We start from the raw sequence: 17410 nt of genomic DNA, 5'->3' as shown, positions 1-17410 counted from the left end.
TCCGCCGGAGAATAAAGCGTGCGTCTGAGAACCTTCATCGCGGCGGATATGGCGGAGGCCATCGATCAGGTGCGCCGTGAACTCGGCTCCGACGCGATCATCGTTTCGAGCTATGTGAACGATGCGGGCCGCATGGAAGTCACGGCGGCGGTCGAGACACGCATGCCCGCCGCCCCATGCGACGAGCCCGCGGCCACGCCACCGAACATCGAAGCTTCGCTCGAACAGATGCTGCGCGATCGCCTGCGCGAGACGCCAAGATCCACCTCTGCGGGAAAGCCAAAGAATGCGTCCCCGGCGCCGATCCATTCCGGCATCCCCTTCGATGAAACGCTGATCGCTTCGGCGCTCGACAGGCATGCAGTGCCCAATCCCTTGCGCGATGCGCTCGTCGCGGCGGCGGCGGCGCTCGGAAGCGACGATGCGCTGGCGGCTCTCGCCCGTGCGCTCGAAACGCGCTTCACCTTCGAACCCGTAACAACGCGGCCCAAGGCTCCGATCATGCTCGTCGGCCTGCCGGGGTCGGGCAAGACCGTCACCATGGCGAAGCTTGCCGCCAATGCGCTCATCAGCGGCACGAAGGCCGATCTCATCACGACCGATGCAGCGCGCGCCGGCGCCGCCGCGCAATCGGATGCCTATGGCAAGCTGCTGGACCTGACAGTCCGTCCCGCAGCCGATCTCGACACGCTGTCCGTGTTGCTCGACGCCCGCGTCGAAGGCTCTCCCTGCTTCATCGACACGACCAGCATCAACCCCTTCGACCGCAGCGATTTCACCATGCTGAAGCGCATCGTCGAAGGTGGCCGTATCGCCGCCGGGGTCGAGCCGGTGATCGTTCTTTCCGCCGCGACCGATGCGGTGGTCTCAAGCGAGGCCGCCAATGAATTCGCCCGGCTCGGCGTGACGCGCCTCATCGCGACGCAGCTCGACATATCGCGCCGTCTCGGCGCAGTGCTCGCCGCCGCTGACAGCGCCGGTCTTGCACTCGCCCAGCTGAGCGTCACGCCATATCTCGCGCGGGGCCTTGCCAGCATGAGCCCGCTGGTCTGCGCGCGTCTCATTCTCGGCGCGCATGAAATGCGCTCCGAAACCCAATCTCTCGCCGCCGTATAGCAGCAGTCAGGACGAACCCGATGGCCAGCCCGCGCATGATCCAGATCGCCTCCGGCAAGGGAGGAGTCGGCAAGACATGGCTTTCCGTGACACTCGCAGAGGCGCTCGCCGGTCTCGGCCGAAGCGTTCTTCTCTTTGACGGCGATATCGGCCTTGCCAATGTCGACGTGCAACTCGGCCTCTCGCCACATCGCGATCTGGGGTCGGTCATTGCCGGCCGGGCGCGGCTCGACGAAGCGATCACGAGCTACGAGATTCCGTCGGTTTCGGGCGCTGCGGGCGGTGTCAAATTCGACGTGCTGGCGGGCAAGTCCGGCTCCGGCGTGTTAAGCGCGCTCGGCAAATCCGAGATTTCCGGCATCGCCCGCACGCTCGCGGCATTGTCGTCGCGCTATGCCCATATCATCACAGATCTCGCGGCGGGCCTCGACCAGTCGGTGCTGACGCTCTGCATGCCGGGCAGCACGACACTCGTCGTCGTCACCGACGAGCCGACTTCTCTCACCGACGCTTATGCCTTCATAAAGCTTCTGTCGCAACAGGACCCGAAGGCCGACATCCGCGTCGTCGTCAACATGGCCAACGACCGCGAACATGCCTGGCGCACGCATGCGGCGCTGACAAATGCCTGCCGCAACTTCCTGGGGATCAATCCGCCCTTTGCCGGGTTCATTCCGCGCGACGACATGGTGCGCGACGCCATTCGTCACCAGACACCGATCCTCTTCCGCCATCCGCAGGCCAAGGCGAGCGAAGCCGTGCGAAAGCTCGCACGCGATCTCATCTTTTCGGTGCCCCAACCGGCGCCGAAGGAAATGCTGCAACGCGGCGCATGAGTATTTTGCGACGCACACGAATAAATACTGCAGCAGGTTTACGCTAGACCCCTGTGCTATTTTGGGTCACGCTTGCCACCGCTTCGTTCACTGGCAACCGCCCTCAACCGGGCAGGCCGGCATGGCAAAGGTGGGGACCAATGCAGCAGCTTTCCGTTTATCTCGACCAGGCGCTCGCACTCGCGGCCCAGGGCTTCGATACCGTGAACTCGATGCAGGGCATCGTCATCGCGGTGATCGCCGCGGGGCTGATGCGCCGCTACAAGCAGATCCTCGGATGGACGGCGGTCGCGACGCTGTCGCATGAAGCCGTCAATATCGTCCGCCGCGTCATCGCACATGACGCAAGCCCGCTGCCGAACTTCGCCGACCTCACCTACTGGAAGCTCGTAGGCATTCGCCTGGTCGGCTATTTCGTCGCGATCAGCGTCATCTACCTCGTGCGCCGTCTCGTTCTGCGGAGCTGACGGTCAGTCGCGGAAATTCTCGAACTGAAGCGGCTGCTCGATGGGCAGCCCTTTCAGGAATTGAATGGCCGCCTGAAGATCGTCGCGCTTCTTGCCGGTCACCCGCAGCTCATCGCCCTGAATGGCAACCTGCACCTTCAGGTTCGACGCCTTCAGATCCTTCACGATGCGCTTGGCGAGATCCTTGTCGATGCCCTCGCGGATGGCGACCTTCTGGCGAACGCTCTGGCCTGCCGCCTTTTCCGGGTCCTTGTAGTCGAGAATGCCGGATTCGAGCTTCCGGCGCGCAAGATGGCCCTGAAGAAGCTCATGCATCTGCTTCAGCTTCAACTCATCGTCGGCATTGATCGTGATTTCCTGATCCTTGCGCTCGATGGTGCAATGCGAGCCCTTGAAATCGTAGCGCGTCGCAATCTCGCGGATCACGTTCTGGAGCGCGTTGTCGATCTCCTGGAAATCCGTCTTGGAAACGATGTCGAAGGTAGGCATGAGCGTTCGCCCTTTTATTGCAGGCGCACGATCCGCAATGAGCCCATGGCTATGCAGCATGACCGCGCCTGGATGAATCCGGGCGGCTATTCTAGCCGAGCCTGCGCGGGTGGGAAGAGAGAACGGGGACTTTACCGGCGCCTGTGAATGCCCAGCGCGATGTCGTCGAGCTCCCTTTGCTCGACACGAACCGCCTCGCGGCGCAGTCGAAGCTTCCGATTGTCCTCCACAATCTCGTATTTCTTGAGTTCGCGGAAGGCGCCGCTGAGGTCTTCCTTGGCGGCCTCGAGCTGCCGTTCGATATCCTGGATCGAGTTGAGGATGTTCTCGCGGCGACGGATGACGGATTTCGCAAACATCGGATAGGCGAAATGCGCCACGTCCGAAATGCCGGCCTTCTCCTGCTCCAGCAGCACTTGTGCCTCAAGTTCGCGCTCGCGCGTACGGAACTCCTGAAGCATCACTTCAAGCTCGGCGACCTGGCGCCGCTTCTCGTCCACCTGAAAGCGGTGGAGCCGAATAAGGGAGTCACGATTGCGCATCAATTAGCCTCCCTCGGCGCCGGTTTCTGAGCGAGAATGTTTTCAAGCATCGCATAGCCCGTCGCGAGATCTGTCGCTTCGGTCTTCTGCTGACCAAGGAAGGCGTCCAGCGCGGGCTGGTAGAAAATCGCCTCATCAACAAGCGGATCGGAGCCGGGCCGATAGGCGCCGAGCCGGATCAGCTCTTCCATGTCGTCATAAGTGGACATCAGCACGCGGGCGCGGCGGATGAGCGCATTCTCCTCATCCGAGTTGCAGCCGGGCATGGTGCGGGAGATCGACTTCAGAACATTGATGGCGGGGTAGCGCCCACGCTCGGCGATGGAACGCTCCATGACGATATGGCCGTCGAGAATGCCGCGCACGGCGTCGGCGACCGGCTCATTGTGGTCGTCGCCATCGACGAGAACGGTGAAGATCGCCGAAATGCTGCCCTTGCCCACGCCCGGTCCGGCGCGCTCGAGAAGCTTCGGCAATTCCGCGAATACGGTCGGCGTATAGCCCTTGGTCGTCGGCGGCTCCCCGGCGGAAAGGCCGATCTCGCGCTGCGCCATGGCAAAGCGCGTCACGCTGTCCATCATGCAGAGCACGTCCTTGTCGTGATCGCGGAAATATTCGGCAATGCTCAGCGTGAGATAGGCTGCCTGGCGGCGCATCAGCGCGGCCTCGTCCGAAGTGGCGACCACCACGACAGAGCGCGCAAGGCCTTCGGGCCCAAGGTCGTCCTCAAGGAATTCCTGCACTTCGCGCCCACGTTCGCCGATCAGGCCGATGACGGCGACATCGCTCGACGTATTGCGGGCGAGCATCGAGAGAAGCACCGACTTGCCGACGCCGGACCCGGCGAAGATGCCCATGCGCTGCCCGCGGCAAACGGATAGGAATGTATTCATAGCGCGAACGCCGAGATCGATCTTGCCGCGCACGCGCTGGCGAAGATTGGCGGGCGGCGGCGCATTGCGGAAGGGATAGGCCTCCGGACCCTGCGGCAGCGGACCCTTGCCGTCGATAGGCTCGCCCATGGCGTTGACCACGCGGCCGAGCCATGCGCTCGACGGATAGACATGCGGCTCTTCCGCATCGACCACCGCCTTGCAGCCGACGCCAATGCCGGAAAGTTGGCCGAAGGGAAGGCAAAGGGCGCGGCCGTCGCGGAAGCCGACGACCTCGCACTCTATATCTGCGCCCGTGCGGCTCGACACGCTCAGGCGGCTGCCGACGCCCATGGCATGCAGCGGCCCGGCGACCTCGACCATCAGCCCCTGAATGCTGACGACCCGCCCATAATGTTTGACTTCGGCGACAGCGCCGACTTCCGCCAACAAGGCCCGCACTCTTAAGGCTCCCACATTCAGGTCCGCAGGGGAGAAACGACTCCTCCCGACTTGATGGCCTGATGATGGGGCCAAGACTTTAAGACTGCGTAAACCTTGCCGGGTGGAAAGTGCGCTCATCGGTTGCTACAACCGGCCTCGCCCATTGCGGGCGGCAGCCGTTCAGCCTCGTCCGTTTACGCCTCAAAAATCGTGCTGAACGAAGACCTAATCCGACCGGTGAATTTTTCCGAAATTTTTTTACTCCGGTTAACCTTTATTAACCAAATCAGGTTATCGTCCTTACCGTGGATTTATTTTTGGGCCGCAGTGGCGGGGGGCAAACTCCGCTGCGAAGAGGGGGACCATGCGAGTTCTGCTGATCGAAGACGACAGTGCGACCGCGCAGAGCATTGAGCTGATGCTCAAGTCTGACGGTTTTAACGTTTATACGACCGACCTCGGCGAAGAGGGGGTCGATCTCGGTAAGCTTTACGACTACGACATCATCCTTCTCGACCTTAACCTGCCGGACATGAGCGGATATGAGGTTCTGAAGGCGTTGCGCCTGGGCAAGGTGACGACTCCGATCCTCATTCTCTCGGGCCTCGCCGGCATCGAGAACAAGGTTCGCGGTCTTGGCTTCGGCGCCGACGACTACATGACCAAGCCCTTCCATAAGGACGAGCTGGTTGCACGCATCCATGCGGTGGTGCGCCGCTCCAAGGGCCATTCCCAGTCGGTCATCAACACGGGCAAGCTCACCGTCAACCTCGACACCAAGACGGTGGAAGTCGACGGCAGCCGCGTCCATCTGACCGGCAAGGAATATCAGATGCTGGAGCTGCTCTCGCTCCGCAAGGGCACGACGCTCACCAAGGAGATGTTCCTCAACCATCTCTATGGCGGCATGGACGAGCCGGAACTCAAGATCATCGACGTGTTCATCTGCAAGCTCCGCAAGAAGCTCGCGGCGTCCACGGGTGGAGACCACTACATCGAAACCGTGTGGGGACGCGGCTATGTGCTGCGCGATCCCGCGGAAGGCGCGCTGCCCGTCCAGGCTACCGCCTGATCGGACGCATCGAAGGTTTCAAACGATCAAGGGCGCCTCTTGCGGGGCGCCCTTTTCTTTTACCTCAGGTGATCGCCTCAGGCCGCATCGGCCGTTTTCGCCTCGATCACGAAATCCTCGCCCTCCATCCTTGCCGCAATGGCAAGGCCGAGCGAACGCGCGACGAGCCCCGTGAAATAGGGCTGAACCGCGCGCGCATCGAGGAACGTATCAAGCGCACGGCCGCCGAGGAACCTCGCCGTCTCGTCGGGCACGCGGGCCGCCTGCCCCTTCGTCCTGACGGTGAGGCGCGGCTTCGCGATATCGCTCGCAACCACGACCGAAATCTCGCCGCCACGCGGGATCGACGAAATACCTATGAGAAGCATGTTAAGCAGAAGCTTCACATAGTCCTTGCCGATGGTGGCGTGGGGCGCTTCCCAGGTGAGCGACGGCTTTTCGCTCTTCATCAGACCTTCGGCCACCGCCTTCGCATCGCCGAGATCGAGTTCCGCGCTGGCCGATCCGGCAGCGCCGAAGGCGAGACGCGCGAATTGCAGCTTCGCCGACGCCTGCGCCGCGCTCGTGGTAATGAGTTCCATGGCGTGGGCGCGCATCTCCGGATCGTCGTCGTCGGCCAGAACCTCGAGCCCGTTGGTGATCGCACCGACCGGACTGATCACGTCATGGCAAACGCGGCTGCATAGCAGCGCTCCCAACTCAAGCGCCGACACGTCGTTCGCTTCACTCATGATTATCGCCCCGCTCTCTTTTCAGCCCCATATTGCTGATACCATCGCGCCAGGCTGGATTCCAGCCCCGGCCTCGACTCCAGGGACGATGAAATGAACGACGAACATGACCTTGCCGCCTTGACGCTGGAACTCAGGCGGCTCGCCGTCGAGGCGGGCGCGGCCATCATGTCGTATTACGAGTCCGGGCTCGAAGCGATCGTGAAGGAGGACAGCAGCCCCGTCACCATCGCCGATCACGAGGCCGAGCGCATCATTCTCGCCGGTCTCTCCCGCATCGCGCCGGATATTCCCGTCGTCGCCGAAGAACAGGCCGCAGCCGGGCACATCCCGGCCATCGGGCGGCGCTTCTTCGTCGTCGACCCTCTCGACGGCACGAAGGAGTTCCTGCGCGAGAATGGAGAATTCACGGTCAACATCGCGCTTGTCGAGGATCGCGCGCCCATTGCGGGCGTCGTCTATGCGCCTGCGAAAGAACGCCTCTTCTATGCCTACGGGCCGGGCGCCGCCTATGAGCAGGCCGTCTCTCCGTATACGAATGACCCGATCGCGGGCTCCTCGCCGCCTCGACGGATAGCCGTGCGCCGACCCGCCGCCGACGGACTTACGGTTGTCGTCAGCCGCACGCATCGCGACCAGAAGACCGAGGAATATCTGAACCTCTACCGGGTGAAGGAATTTCTGGTGGCCGGCTCCTCGCTCAAATTCTGCATGATCGCGGCAGGCGAGGCGGATCTCTACCCGCGGCATGGCCGCACGATGGAGTGGGACACAGCCGCCGGACATGCCGTGCTCGCCGCAGCGGGCGGCAGCGTCACGCTCCTCGACGGCGCGCCGCTTCTCTACGGCAAGACCGGGCGCGGATTCGACAACCCCTATTTCCTCGCGCGCGGCGGCGCCGAGGTCGTTGGCGGCTGAAAAGAAAACGGCGCCCCCCGAAGGGAGCGCCGCATCCGATGTGCTGTCGAGGCCACGGACTGTAATGAGAGCGACCGGCGCTGCTCCGAAAGGCCCCCCGACCCTCGGTGCCCGCGCCGGCCCCGCCTGCCAGATAGTCGGCGGCGGCAAAGCTGTACCCTCCCTTGAGCAACTGCCGTGCCAGCCATATGGCCGCCTTTGCGGGTCGAAACGGCACGAAATCCGGGGCCGCGCACCGGTCAGCATGTCCCACGAATATCATTTTCCGTATTATTGACCCAAAGCGCCACGATCCTGCCCCCTTGTGTCGGCTAAACTCCGACAGAGAGAATCAGCCGGCCGCGCGAAGAGGAGCCAGAGACGATGACCACGACCGCCCGCAGCCACCGCCGAGGCGCCCTCGCCGCAGGTCTCGCCCTGCTGATCGCAGGCAGCGCCACTTCCTCCCTCCCCGCCCATGCGGCCGAGACGAACCAGGAGGCCCCTGCCGTCCGCAGCCAGTCGCGCGACACCTATAGCGAGCAGGAAATCATCCGCGAGGCCGGCGACGTCTTCGGCGGCACGGCGCAAGGCATGGCCGACGCGGTTCACAGCGTCTTCAAGAAATACGGCGAGCCCAACGGCTACATCAAGGGCGAGGAGGCGAGCGGCGCCATCGTCGTCGGCCTGCGCTATGGCTCCGGCACACTCGTCATGAAGCGCGGCGGCACCGCGCGCGTCTTCTGGCAGGGACCGAGCGCCGGTTGGGACTTCGGCGGAAACGCCGTCAAGGTCTTCACCCTCGTCTACAACCTGCCCAACAAGCAGACGATCTATCAGCGCTTCCCAGGCGTCGAAGGCAGTGCCTATCTGGTGGGCGGCATCGGCGTGAATTATCAGCAGCGGGACAAAGTCATCCTCGCGCCCATGCGCTCCGGCGTCGGTCTGCGGCTTGGCGCTTCGGTCGGCTATCTCAAATACACCAAGAGCCGCGAATGGTTGCCGTTCTGACGCACTTGCCGCACGACCGGCAAACCCGTGTGTTTCGACGATAGAACCGGCCCATATTTTCTGGCAGGGTTTTCGACACCTGCCAGCGCCTCGTCCGCCCTGCCTGAGAGGACCCCATGGTTGAAAGCCTCATGCTCCTTGCACTCGGCTTCCTGACCGCGACGCTCTTCGCGATCATCGCGATCCAGCTCGTGCGGCGCAGAGCCGTGGCGGTGACAACGGCGCGCGTAACGCAGGAACTGCGGAACGCCGATCAGCGCGCGCATGAAGAAGCGGCTTCAGCGGCAACACGCATCTCGGCGCTGGAAGCAAAGATCGCCGAACTTGTTTCGGGCAACTCCGCCTTTGCCGACCGCAATGCCGAACTCGAGCAGGCCGCTGTCGCCGCCGCAACAGAGGCGGAGACCCGGCGCCGGGAGATCGATGAACTCCGCGCAGGGTGCAAAGCGGCTGAGCAGGAAGCCGAAACGCTGCGCCGGACCATCCCCCAGCTGGAGGCCCGGATCGATATGCTGCGGCAGCGCATCAAGAATCTCGAAGCGGCAGGCAGCGCGGAGATCGATCGGCAGGCCGAGGTGCAGCAGCAGTTGAAGGCGCTCGGAGAGAAGGCGGCGCGGCTCGTCCACGAAATGACCGAAACCTTCGAGCAGGTCGCGTCCGCGACCGGCCTTCAGGCGGCCGTCGCAGCCCCGGCGCCGGAAGCGGCGGTCGTCCCGCAGGAACCCGCTGCGCAAGCGCCAGCCGTCGCGAAGCTCACTCCATTTCCCGCCAAGGAGTTGGGTACCGGGTTCGAGGAACTCAGCGCCATCAAGGCATCGCTCTCATCGACATTCGAGAACACCGCTCCGACCGACTTCGACGATGACGAAGACAGTCTTCCCGGCGAGATGATCCTCGCCGAACGCATCAAGGCGCTCGAGGCCGGCGTCACCTCCTAGTGGCACGCCCGCTTATCGCACCCGCCCGTTCGTCGATTGCGCTCCGGCCCGCAGCCAGGCTGCGCCCCACGCCGGGAGCGCCATGTTCCGGCGCGAAACATGCCCTGCAAGAGCCCGTCTGATTGGCGCATTCCTTGCGATGCAGGGATAACGCGGAACTGGCGACCCGCTTTGCGTGCATCTTGCGCGCGAGAGAGGCCGGATCAGCACTCCGCTTAGGCATCTGCCCAATTTAAGGGCCGCACGAAGGAGCCGTGCAAAAGAAAATGGCGTCACAGAGCCGCCTGAGCAGCCGTCACGAATTCGAGATTCTGCTCGAAAACGTCAGGCTGCAGCATAGCGACAATCATTCAGGTGAGGTCGCAAGCTATATCCCCGAACTGAGCAAAGCCTCACCGGATCACTTCGGCCTGGCGATAGCCACGGTCGGCGGCAAGCTCTATACGGCAGGCGACGCGGAAGTCCCTTTCACCATTCAATCCATCTCCAAGGCCTTCACTTTCTGCCTCGCGCTTGAGGTCGCAGGCCACGGCGCGGTTCTCGAACGAGTGGGCGTCGAGCCGAGCGGGGACGCATTCAACGCGATCGTCTTCAATCCCGGCACCAACCGGCCCTTCAACCCGATGGTCAATGCCGGCGCGATCACCATTGCCGGGATCCTCGTCGAAAAGCTGGGCAGTGGCGCGTTCGACTTCGTGATGGAGCGTTTGTCGGCCGCGGCCGGACGGCCTCTCTCGCTTGACGAGTCTGTCTATCGTTCGGAGGCCGAGACGGGCCATCGCAACCGGGCAATCGCCTATCTGTTGCTTGCAAACGGCGCCCTCACCGGCTCGCCGGACGAGGCCCTCGATCTCTATTTCCGCCAGTGCTCGATCAGTGTGACGGCGAGCGACCTCGCGCGCATGGGCGCAACGCTCGCCAATATGGGTGAGAACCCCGCAACCGGCGCTGAAGCCTTCGAGCTGCGCGCAGTGCGCAACACCCAGGCGGTCATGTTTACCTGCGGCATGTACGACTATGCAGGCCACTGGGCCTATGACATCGGCGTGCCTGCCAAGAGCGGCGTCGCGGGCGGCATTCTCGGTGTCGTGAACCGTCAACTCGGCATCGCCACCTATTCGCCGCGCCTGGATGCGAAGGGCAATTCCGTGCGTGGCATCGCAAGCTTCGAATCGCTGGCGGAGGAACTCGGCCTCCACGCGTTCGACTGCACGAACATGGGCTCATCCTTCGTCAGTACGCTCATCGTCTGACGCAGATCAGATCCAGCCGGACTTGCGGAAGCGGTAGTAGAGATAGCCGCAAATGCCGCCCATTGCGCCAAGCACCAGAAAATAGCCATAAGCCCATTTCAGTTCCGGCATGTGCTCAAAGTTCATGCCGTATATTCCGGCGATCGCCGTCGGAATGGCGAGGATAGCGGCCCAGCCCGCGAGCTTCTTCGTCACCTCGTTCTGGCTCGCGGATGAAATCATCACCGCCGCTTCATATGCCGCGAGGAGCGATTCCCGCAGGCTGTCGATCGAATCGTTCACCTGCGTAACATGGTCATATACGTCGCGATAATAGGGCTGAATTTCGCGATCGATCATCGGCAGGTCATAGCGCTCCAGCCGATTGCACAGTTCCAGCATCGGCGTCACGCGGCGGCGGAAGGTCGTCAATTCGCGCCGCAGCTCATAGATCCGGTCGATCTCCTGCGTCGTGAAACTATGCGCGATGATATGGCCCTCGATCTCGTTCACCTCCTCGACGATCTGGTCGATCACGGGGAAATAATGATCGGCGACGAAGTCGAGCAGCGCGTAAAGCACGTAATCCTCGCCATGCACCAGCATGCGCGGTTCGCGCTCGCAACGCTGCCGCACTTCCGCATAGGAACTCGACGCGCCGTGGCGGACGGTGATGACATAGCCTCTGCCGACGAAGATATGCGTCTCGCCATAGACGATCTCGGCCTCATGCAATTGCGCCGTGCGCACGACAATGAAGATCGCATCGTCATAAACATCGATCTTGGGCCGCTGGTGGGCGCGGTGGGCATCTTCAACGGCAAGATGGTGAAGGCCGAACTCATGCTGGATGTGCTGCAGCACCGCCTCGCAGGGCTCATGAAGCCCGATCCAGAGAAAGCTGCCGTCCAGCGTCGCCGAGAGCTTCGCGTCGGCAAGCTTCAGATTGGCGACGCGCCTCCCGTCGCGATACTGCCCGCAGGCGACGACCATGGGCTGGCCGTATTCATTGGTAAGCGACTCAAAATCCATGCTCGGGCCCTTCGATTGTCGCGATGAACATAGCACCGCGGCGAAAAGGCCAACATCGGTCGAATGCAAAACGGCCCCGGTGTTTCCACCGGGGCCGTCATGCATTTCGAAAATCGAGGCGCGGTTAGAAGAGGTAGTTCACACCGACGCGCACAAGGTCGATTCCGTCGATCTTGATGTTCGTCGACCCGTTGCCAAAGATGGCTCCGTGGAAGGTGTATCGGTCCTCGCCGAGATCGACGTGCAGATATTCGAGCTTGGCGGACCAGTTCTGGTCGAACGCATATTCGGCGCCGGCGCCAAGCGTCCAGCCAAACCGGACATGCTTGTCGGTGCTGCTGCTCGTCTGGCAACCATCGCCGCAACTGACTTCCTGCAGCGTCGCCTCGACATTGCCGAAGGCCAGACCACCCGTCACATAGAGCAACAGCGGATTCGTTGCCTCGCCGACATCATATCCCGCGCGCACCCGCGCTGTGCCCAAGGTCTTGAGGTCGGTGCTGACATGACGCGCCGAGCGGTAATAGGGATAGCCCGTCTGGTCGCCGCCCATGTCGGTCCAGTCGTAATCCATCTCGAATCCGAAGATCCAGTCACCGCTGTCGATATTGAAACCGCCGGTCACGCCCGCAAGCGCGCCGTCGGCGCTGTAGCTCTTGTCGAACTCCGGCCACTCGTGATCGCCCCAGGCATATCCGCCGTTCACGCCGACATAAAAGCCACCCCACATGAATGTGGCGCCAGGACCGCTGATCTGTCCGAGTTCAGCCGCATGAGCCGGCGCCGCCATGACGAGCGAACCCATCAAACCCATCGCCACGAGAAGCTTCCGCATCGATCGACCCTCCATCAACCGTGAATTTCTGCTTAAAAACTCACCTCATTCATTGGCCTTTGCAAGCCCATTGACCGGTGGCTATTGGTTCATTCTGAGACCTTTCAATACTGAAACCATATGACTTTGTAATGTTTCACCAGGCGCGCGGACCCCTTCGCGAGCGCCGCACCACGACCGTGGTCGCCCCGCCGATGGCGCAGACTTAGGTCAAAATTCCTAGCGCTAGCGCCGGTTTTCACGCCACCTGCGCCGGAAAACACAGCGCAAATTCACACCGGCTCCGCGACAACCGCAGGCGGCTTCTTTCTATTCCAAAGGGATTGCCTTGCTTGGGTATCGACGTCTTGAAAAGCGGAAACTGTGCCTTGGCGGCAACAGAGTTACTCCGCATAAAGATCGAGGCTGTCTCGCCGGTCGATCAACGCCTTGGCGGCGGATTGGTATCCCCAAGGGGAGTCGAACCCCTGTTTTCGCCGTGAGAGGGCGACGTCCTGGGCCACTAGACGATGGGGACACGTGGCCGGTTCGGGCGCTCCGTATAGGACGGTTGTGGCATGGGATCAAGCCGAATTCGATGGAATCGCCTGCGACCGGCAGCCGATGGACAGCGAAGCGGCAAGGTCTCGATTCAACTCGCTTCAGCAGGGGTGCCCGGAACGCTGGCAGAGGCATCTGAAATGGATATTTTTCATCTACGCAGTGCGGCAAACGGGCGCAGATTTTAAATGGGTGTATTTCATACATTCGCGGAAAATAAAAATAACTTCATAAATAACAATGACTTATGCCTTGCAAGACGATACCGGTCCGCTGAGGGAACATTTTGCACCGCACCATTTTTGGCTTTGACATTTTGTCATGAAGGCGCGATACAAGATTCACGAAAGTTCGATCGATCTCCTCCCCGATCGAAGGCTTTCAGTAGCTGCCGCCTGTGCCCTCCTCCCTCCTCCCCCGGCACAGGCGGCACCCTCCCCCCAAAAAATTGCCGAAATGACGATAGCTGCGCGGTTTTGCGCGTCAGCGCTCGATCGTGAGTCTCAGCGGACGGAATCGGCGCGACGGGCCAAGCCCCAATCGCAGCCAGGCGCGCAGCGGTACCGCGCCCGCCTTGTGCGGCGGCGCGGCGATGAGCATGACGAAGCCTGGCTCGTGTGCGCCAGCGAGATCGGCCCCGGAGGGCTCTGGCTTCCCGCGGGGGTGCGAGTGGAAATAGCCAAGCACCACGTCGCGATGTGGCTTCGCGGCGCCCTCGCGCAGAGCGCGCTGGACGGCGAAAAGCACACCGGGATCGATTTCAAAGCGGCGCCGGCGTTGCGCGCGCGGCGCGACGTTCGCGGCCGGGACAGCCTGCGTTACGCGGGCCCGGCCCGCCCGCAATTTACCGACGAGAAGGCCGCAGCACTCTTCGGGAAAGTTCAGCCGCGCTTGCGCCGCGATGACGAGGCGCGCGCGCCGCGCGATCACCAGTTCGACAGGCCTGCGCGGGCGCTTCATCAGTTCCCGGCTTGGGGCGGCGCAATTTCGCGGGAAGCGAGATCGCTCAACGGGCGCAGCCTGATCCGACCGATCTCCAGCCCGGTTTTGGGGCTGACGATGATGATTTCCTCGTTCTTGTCGCTACCGACATGAATGGCAATCCGGTCGTCCGCCATGGTGACGCTCTTCACCGCATCGCCCGGCGCGACATGAATGTCCGTGACGCCGAAACGCCCGGCAAAGCCCGTCTGCTCGGTGGGATGGTTGCTCCGCTTGACGACCGTCGCGACCACGAAAATGAATCCGGCCACGAGGACGAGGCCCATGGTGACGAGCATCAGGATCGCGGCCTTGACGCTGTTCGACAAAGGCGGCTTTGCCGGTTCCCCGGAGAGAGGCGCGGCTGTATCGTCAGACATGATGTCCTCATTGAAAGAATCGCCAAGCGCAGAGCCAACCCTCGATGAGGGGGAAAGCCACGCCCTGACGGTGCCTCCCGAAGCGGGCGGCATCCGCCTCGACAAGTATCTCACCGACGCGCTGGCGGGCAAGACGCCCGAAGGCGAAGGCACGCTCTCGCGCGCCCGGCTTCAGGCCCTGATCGCCGAAAGGCGCGTGACCATGGAGACCGGCGGCAAGACGCGCCCCGTGGTCGACGCCTCCTACAAGGTGAAACCCGGCGACGCCTTCACCGTGAATGTGCCCGCGCCTGTCCCCGCCAAACCTCAGGCACAGTCGATCCCGCTCGACATCGTCTACGAGGACAAGGAACTCATCGTCGTGATGAAGCCCGCCGGCCTCGTCGTCCATCCGGCGGCGGGCAGCCCGGACATGACGCTCGTCAACGCGCTCATCGCCCATTGCGGGGAAAGCCTTTCCGGCATCGGCGGGGAGAAGCGGCCCGGCATCGTCCATCGCCTCGACAAGGACACGAGCGGCCTCATCGTGGTCGCAAAGACCGACCGCGCCCATCAGGGCCTTGCCGCGCAATTCGCCGCCCATGGCCGCGACGGCAAGCTCACCCGCGCCTATTGGGCGCTGGTCTGGGGCGAGCCAAAGCCCCGGCGCGGCATCATCGAAGCCAATATCGCCCGCTCGACGCATAACCGCTCCAAGATGGCTGCGGTGAAGACGGCAGGCCGGGAAGCCATCACCCATTACACCGTGCTGGAAAGCTTCGGCGAGCCGCCCATCGTCTCGCTGGTCGAATGCCGCCTCGAAACCGGCCGGACGCACCAGATCCGCGTTCACATGACCTCGATCGGCCATCCGGTGCTCGGCGATCCGACCTATGGCGGCAGCCAGAAGACGCGCAAGGCGAAGCTTCCGCCAGAGGCGCAAGCCCTGCTGGAACGGCTCAACCGGCAGGCGCTTCACGCGCATCACTTGGGTTTCGAGCACCCGGTGACAAAGAAGCGGCTGGATTTCGACGCGCCCCTGCCCGCTGACATGGCCGACCTGCTGACCAGTTTGGAAGAGTTATAAAATATTAATGTGAGGGGCCTTTTTTGGCCGCAATCGGCTCCTATATAGAGATCCAATGTCCGAGCGGCGCAGTATGAAATTGCGCCGGAAAGGCATGCGGCCTTCAGGGGGTCTGCCTGCCTAAGAGGGGTAGAGATATGTCCAAGCTCATGCCGGCGCCCAGCCCGGAAGGAAGTCTCTCGCGGTATCTCCAGGAGATCCGCAAGTTTCCCATGCTTGAACCGCAGGAAGAGTACATGCTCGCCAAGCGGTGGAAAGAGCATGAGGACTCGGAGGCTGCCCACAAACTCGTGACGAGCCATCTGCGTCTCGTGGCGAAGATCGCCATGGGCTATCGCGGCTACGGGCTTCCCATCGGCGAAGTCATTTCCGAAGGCAATGTCGGCCTCATGCAGGCTGTGAAGCGGTTCGAGCCTGAAAAGGGCTTCCGCCTCGCGACCTATGCCATGTGGTGGATTCGCGCCTCGATCCAGGAATACATCCTGCGCTCATGGTCGCTCGTGAAGATGGGCACCACGGCGGCGCAGAAGAAGCTCTTCTTCAATCTGCGCAAGGTGAAGGGCCAGATTCAGGCGATCGAGGAAGGCGACCTGCATCCCGAGCATGTGACCTATATCGCCGACCGTCTCGGCGTCACCGAGGAAGAAGTCACCTCGATGAACCGTCGCCTGTCGGGCCCGGACAATTCGCTCAACGCTCCCTTGCGTCAGGATTCGGAAGGTGGCGAGTGGCAGGACTGGCTGGTGGACGATTCCGCAGATCAGGAAACCACGCTCGGCGATCAGGAAGAAATGGGCCTTCGCCATGAAATGCTGGCGCAGGCGATGCAGACGCTGAATGAACGCGAGATGCACATCCTGACCGAACGCCGGCTGAAGGACGAACCTGCGACGCTGGAAGATCTGAGCCAGGAATACGGCATCAGCCGCGAACGCGTCCGCCAGATCGAGGTCCGCGCCTTCGAGAAGCTGCAAAAGGCTATGCGCGCCGCCGCACGCGAACAGTCGGATGCGCGCAAGGAAGCACGGGCCAGCGCCTGATCGCTCCGCTTACGGACAAAGAAAGGCCGCTCAGCAGTGAGCGGCCTTTTTGTTTTGGGCCTCGTGCTAACTAATACCGTCACCCCGGGCTTGTGCCGGGGTCCAGGGGCTGCACACACAGCGTTCATCGCCCCTGGATCCCGGCACAAGCCCGGGATGACGCCGAGAGCGCGGCGAGGTCGCGCCTTAAACTGCGTTGACACCCGTCCCGATCGGGCAGCTCACGCCCGTGCCACCGAGCCCGCAATAGCCGCCGGGGTTCTTGGCGAGATACTGCTGGTGATAGTCCTCGGCGAAATAGAACTCCGGTGCGTCGAGGATTTCGGTCGTGATCGCGCCATAGCCCTGCTTTGCAAGCTCAGCGCCGAACATCGCCTTCGAGCTTTCCGCTGCCTTCCTCTGCGCCTCGCTCGTCACATAAATGCCGGAGCGATACTGCGTGCCGATGTCGTTGCCCTGACGCATGCCCTGCGTCGGGTTGTGGTTCTCCCAGAAGGTCTTGAGAAGCTGCTCATAGGACACCTTCCTTGGATCGTAGACGACGAGCACGACCTCATTGTGCCCGGTGCGGCCGGTGCAGACCTCTTCATAGGTCGGATTCGGCGTATAGCCCGCCGCGTAGCCGACGGCGGTCACGATGACGCCCGGCACCTGCCAGAACTTTCGCTCCGCGCCCCAGAAGCAGCCCAAGCCAAAGATCGCCGTCTCGCTGCCCGCCGGATAGGGCCCCTTGAGCGCCGCGCCGTTGACGAAGTGCAGCTCGGCGGTCGGAAGCGGAAAGTCGCGGCCCTCGAGCGCCTCTTCGGGCGTCGGCATCTCGATCTTCTTGCGCAGTCCGAACATGGCATCCTCCTGAAATCCTGTGCTCCCAACATAACCATTCGCCGGC

The 17410-nt window shown here is 62.6% G+C and carries 19 protein-coding genes and 1 tRNA gene; 10 read left to right on the top strand and 10 right to left on the bottom strand.

Features of this window, described 5'->3' with window-relative positions:
* Positions 1–18: 18 nt before the first annotated feature.
* The 3 genes from ABFC66_RS09770 to ABFC66_RS09760 all read left to right on the top strand — a co-directional run bounded on the left by ABFC66_RS09770 (position 19) and on the right by ABFC66_RS09760 (position 2419).
* A complete protein-coding gene (locus ABFC66_RS09770; RefSeq protein ID WP_346740758.1) occupies positions 19–1116 on the top strand; it encodes a hypothetical protein in 1098 nt (365 codons plus the stop codon).
* 20 nt (positions 1117–1136) lie between these two features.
* Entirely contained in the window at positions 1137–1952 is an 816-nt protein-coding gene (locus tag ABFC66_RS09765) for a MinD/ParA family protein (RefSeq protein ID WP_346740757.1), read from the top strand.
* 140 nt (positions 1953–2092) lie between these two features.
* A complete protein-coding gene (locus ABFC66_RS09760) occupies positions 2093–2419 on the top strand; it encodes a hypothetical protein (RefSeq protein WP_346740756.1) in 327 nt (108 codons plus the stop codon).
* A 3-nt stretch (positions 2420–2422) separates the two neighbouring features.
* On the opposite strand, the gene ABFC66_RS09755 is transcribed toward ABFC66_RS09760, so the two are convergent.
* The 3 genes from ABFC66_RS09755 to fliI form a co-directional block, all read right to left on the bottom strand.
* Entirely contained in the window at positions 2423–2908 is a 486-nt protein-coding gene (locus tag ABFC66_RS09755; protein ID WP_346740755.1) for a YajQ family cyclic di-GMP-binding protein, read from the bottom strand.
* A 131-nt stretch (positions 2909–3039) separates the two neighbouring features.
* Complete coding sequence (fliJ, locus tag ABFC66_RS09750; RefSeq protein WP_346740754.1) at positions 3040–3450, bottom strand: flagellar export protein FliJ; 411 nt, start codon at positions 3448–3450, stop codon at positions 3040–3042.
* Positions 3450–4784, bottom strand: coding sequence for a flagellar protein export ATPase FliI (gene fliI, locus ABFC66_RS09745; RefSeq protein WP_346740753.1), 1335 nt, complete (start codon positions 4782–4784; stop codon positions 3450–3452). The genes fliJ and fliI overlap by 1 nt, the downstream gene beginning before the upstream one ends.
* Before the next feature lie 346 nt (positions 4785–5130).
* On the opposite strand from fliI, the gene ABFC66_RS09740 reads away from it, so the two are divergent.
* A complete protein-coding gene (locus ABFC66_RS09740) occupies positions 5131–5838 on the top strand; it encodes a response regulator transcription factor (RefSeq protein WP_346740752.1) in 708 nt (235 codons plus the stop codon).
* Between the two features lie 77 nt (positions 5839–5915).
* On the opposite strand, the gene ABFC66_RS09735 is transcribed toward ABFC66_RS09740, so the two are convergent.
* Positions 5916–6569: a histidine phosphotransferase family protein gene (locus ABFC66_RS09735; protein ID WP_346740751.1), complete on the bottom strand. Its 654-nt coding sequence runs from the start codon at positions 6567–6569 to the stop codon at positions 5916–5918.
* A gap of 93 nt (positions 6570–6662) precedes the next feature.
* Here ABFC66_RS09735 and cysQ point away from each other — a divergent pair, with 93 nt between their 5' ends.
* The 4 genes from cysQ to glsA all read left to right on the top strand — a co-directional run bounded on the left by cysQ (position 6663) and on the right by glsA (position 10668).
* A complete protein-coding gene (gene cysQ / locus ABFC66_RS09730; protein ID WP_346740750.1) occupies positions 6663–7487 on the top strand; it encodes a 3'(2'),5'-bisphosphate nucleotidase CysQ in 825 nt (274 codons plus the stop codon).
* Between the two features lie 363 nt (positions 7488–7850).
* Positions 7851–8477 (top strand): DUF1134 domain-containing protein, encoded by a 627-nt coding sequence (locus ABFC66_RS09725; RefSeq protein WP_346740749.1) that lies wholly within the window; start codon positions 7851–7853, stop codon positions 8475–8477.
* A 116-nt stretch (positions 8478–8593) separates the two neighbouring features.
* On the top strand, positions 8594–9415 hold the full coding sequence (locus ABFC66_RS09720; RefSeq protein WP_346740748.1) for a hypothetical protein: 822 nt from the start codon (positions 8594–8596) through the stop codon (positions 9413–9415).
* Between the two features lie 266 nt (positions 9416–9681).
* Positions 9682–10668: a glutaminase A gene (gene glsA / locus ABFC66_RS09715; protein ID WP_346740747.1), complete on the top strand. Its 987-nt coding sequence runs from the start codon at positions 9682–9684 to the stop codon at positions 10666–10668.
* Positions 10669–10674: 6 nt separating this feature from the next.
* Here the strand turns inward: glsA and corA are convergent, their stop codons facing one another.
* The 5 genes from corA to ABFC66_RS09690 form a co-directional block, all read right to left on the bottom strand.
* Positions 10675–11679, bottom strand: coding sequence for a magnesium/cobalt transporter CorA (corA, locus tag ABFC66_RS09710; RefSeq protein WP_346740746.1), 1005 nt, complete (start codon positions 11677–11679; stop codon positions 10675–10677).
* Between the two features lie 124 nt (positions 11680–11803).
* On the bottom strand, positions 11804–12514 hold the full coding sequence (locus ABFC66_RS09705) for an outer membrane protein (RefSeq protein WP_346740745.1): 711 nt from the start codon (positions 12512–12514) through the stop codon (positions 11804–11806).
* A gap of 441 nt (positions 12515–12955) precedes the next feature.
* Positions 12956–13031, bottom strand: a tRNA-Glu gene (locus ABFC66_RS09700).
* Positions 13032–13537: 506 nt separating this feature from the next.
* On the bottom strand, positions 13538–14014 hold the full coding sequence (locus ABFC66_RS09695; protein ID WP_346740744.1) for a M67 family metallopeptidase: 477 nt from the start codon (positions 14012–14014) through the stop codon (positions 13538–13540).
* Entirely contained in the window at positions 14014–14415 is a 402-nt protein-coding gene (locus tag ABFC66_RS09690; protein WP_346740743.1) for a hypothetical protein, read from the bottom strand. The genes ABFC66_RS09695 and ABFC66_RS09690 overlap by 1 nt, the downstream gene beginning before the upstream one ends.
* Positions 14416–14425: 10 nt before the next feature.
* Here ABFC66_RS09690 and ABFC66_RS09685 point away from each other — a divergent pair, with 10 nt between their 5' ends.
* Both ABFC66_RS09685 and rpoH read left to right on the top strand, forming a co-directional pair.
* Complete coding sequence (locus ABFC66_RS09685) at positions 14426–15481, top strand: RluA family pseudouridine synthase (RefSeq protein ID WP_346740742.1); 1056 nt, start codon at positions 14426–14428, stop codon at positions 15479–15481.
* A gap of 137 nt (positions 15482–15618) precedes the next feature.
* The gene (gene rpoH, locus ABFC66_RS09680) at positions 15619–16521 is read left to right on the top strand and encodes an RNA polymerase sigma factor RpoH (protein ID WP_346740741.1); all 903 of its coding nucleotides are present in this window, start codon (positions 15619–15621) and stop codon (positions 16519–16521) included.
* Positions 16522–16707: 186 nt separating this feature from the next.
* Here rpoH and msrA read toward each other — a convergent pair whose 3' ends face one another.
* A complete protein-coding gene (msrA, locus tag ABFC66_RS09675; protein WP_346740740.1) occupies positions 16708–17364 on the bottom strand; it encodes a peptide-methionine (S)-S-oxide reductase MsrA in 657 nt (218 codons plus the stop codon).
* Between the last annotated feature and the right edge of the window lie 46 nt (positions 17365–17410).

It is taken from the genome of Parvibaculum sp. (assembly GCF_039680535.1).
In the GTDB taxonomy this organism is placed as follows: Bacteria; Pseudomonadota; Alphaproteobacteria; order Parvibaculales; family Parvibaculaceae; genus Parvibaculum.
Note: the sequence above shows the minus strand (reverse complement) of the source record. Positions and strands in the feature narration are given on the sequence as shown.

Bases quoted from the DNA above. Each gene is read 5' to 3' on its own strand.
- ABFC66_RS09695 (WP_346740744.1), bottom strand. From the start codon at position 14,014: ATGAAGCGCCCGCGCAGGCCTGTCGAACTGGTGATCGCGCGGCGCGCG.
- ABFC66_RS09720 (WP_346740748.1), top strand. From the start codon at position 8,594: ATGGTTGAAAGCCTCATGCTCCTTGCACTCGGCTTCCTGACCGCGACG.
- ABFC66_RS09755 (WP_346740755.1), bottom strand. From the start codon at position 2,908: ATGCCTACCTTCGACATCGTTTCCAAGACGGATTTCCAGGAGATCGAC.
- ABFC66_RS09725 (WP_346740749.1), top strand. From the start codon at position 7,851: ATGACCACGACCGCCCGCAGCCACCGCCGAGGCGCCCTCGCCGCAGGT.
- ABFC66_RS09705 (WP_346740745.1), bottom strand. From the start codon at position 12,514: ATGCGGAAGCTTCTCGTGGCGATGGGTTTGATGGGTTCGCTCGTCATG.
- ABFC66_RS09690 (WP_346740743.1), bottom strand. From the start codon at position 14,415: ATGTCTGACGATACAGCCGCGCCTCTCTCCGGGGAACCGGCAAAGCCG.
- rpoH (WP_346740741.1), top strand. From the start codon at position 15,619: ATGTCCAAGCTCATGCCGGCGCCCAGCCCGGAAGGAAGTCTCTCGCGG.
- ABFC66_RS09740 (WP_346740752.1), top strand. From the start codon at position 5,131: ATGCGAGTTCTGCTGATCGAAGACGACAGTGCGACCGCGCAGAGCATT.
- msrA (WP_346740740.1), bottom strand. From the start codon at position 17,364: ATGTTCGGACTGCGCAAGAAGATCGAGATGCCGACGCCCGAAGAGGCG.
- cysQ (WP_346740750.1), top strand. From the start codon at position 6,663: ATGAACGACGAACATGACCTTGCCGCCTTGACGCTGGAACTCAGGCGG.
- ABFC66_RS09760 (WP_346740756.1), top strand. From the start codon at position 2,093: ATGCAGCAGCTTTCCGTTTATCTCGACCAGGCGCTCGCACTCGCGGCC.
- ABFC66_RS09765 (WP_346740757.1), top strand. From the start codon at position 1,137: ATGGCCAGCCCGCGCATGATCCAGATCGCCTCCGGCAAGGGAGGAGTC.
- glsA (WP_346740747.1), top strand. From the start codon at position 9,682: ATGGCGTCACAGAGCCGCCTGAGCAGCCGTCACGAATTCGAGATTCTG.
- ABFC66_RS09735 (WP_346740751.1), bottom strand. From the start codon at position 6,569: ATGAGTGAAGCGAACGACGTGTCGGCGCTTGAGTTGGGAGCGCTGCTA.
- fliJ (WP_346740754.1), bottom strand. From the start codon at position 3,450: ATGCGCAATCGTGACTCCCTTATTCGGCTCCACCGCTTTCAGGTGGAC.
- corA (WP_346740746.1), bottom strand. From the start codon at position 11,679: ATGGATTTTGAGTCGCTTACCAATGAATACGGCCAGCCCATGGTCGTC.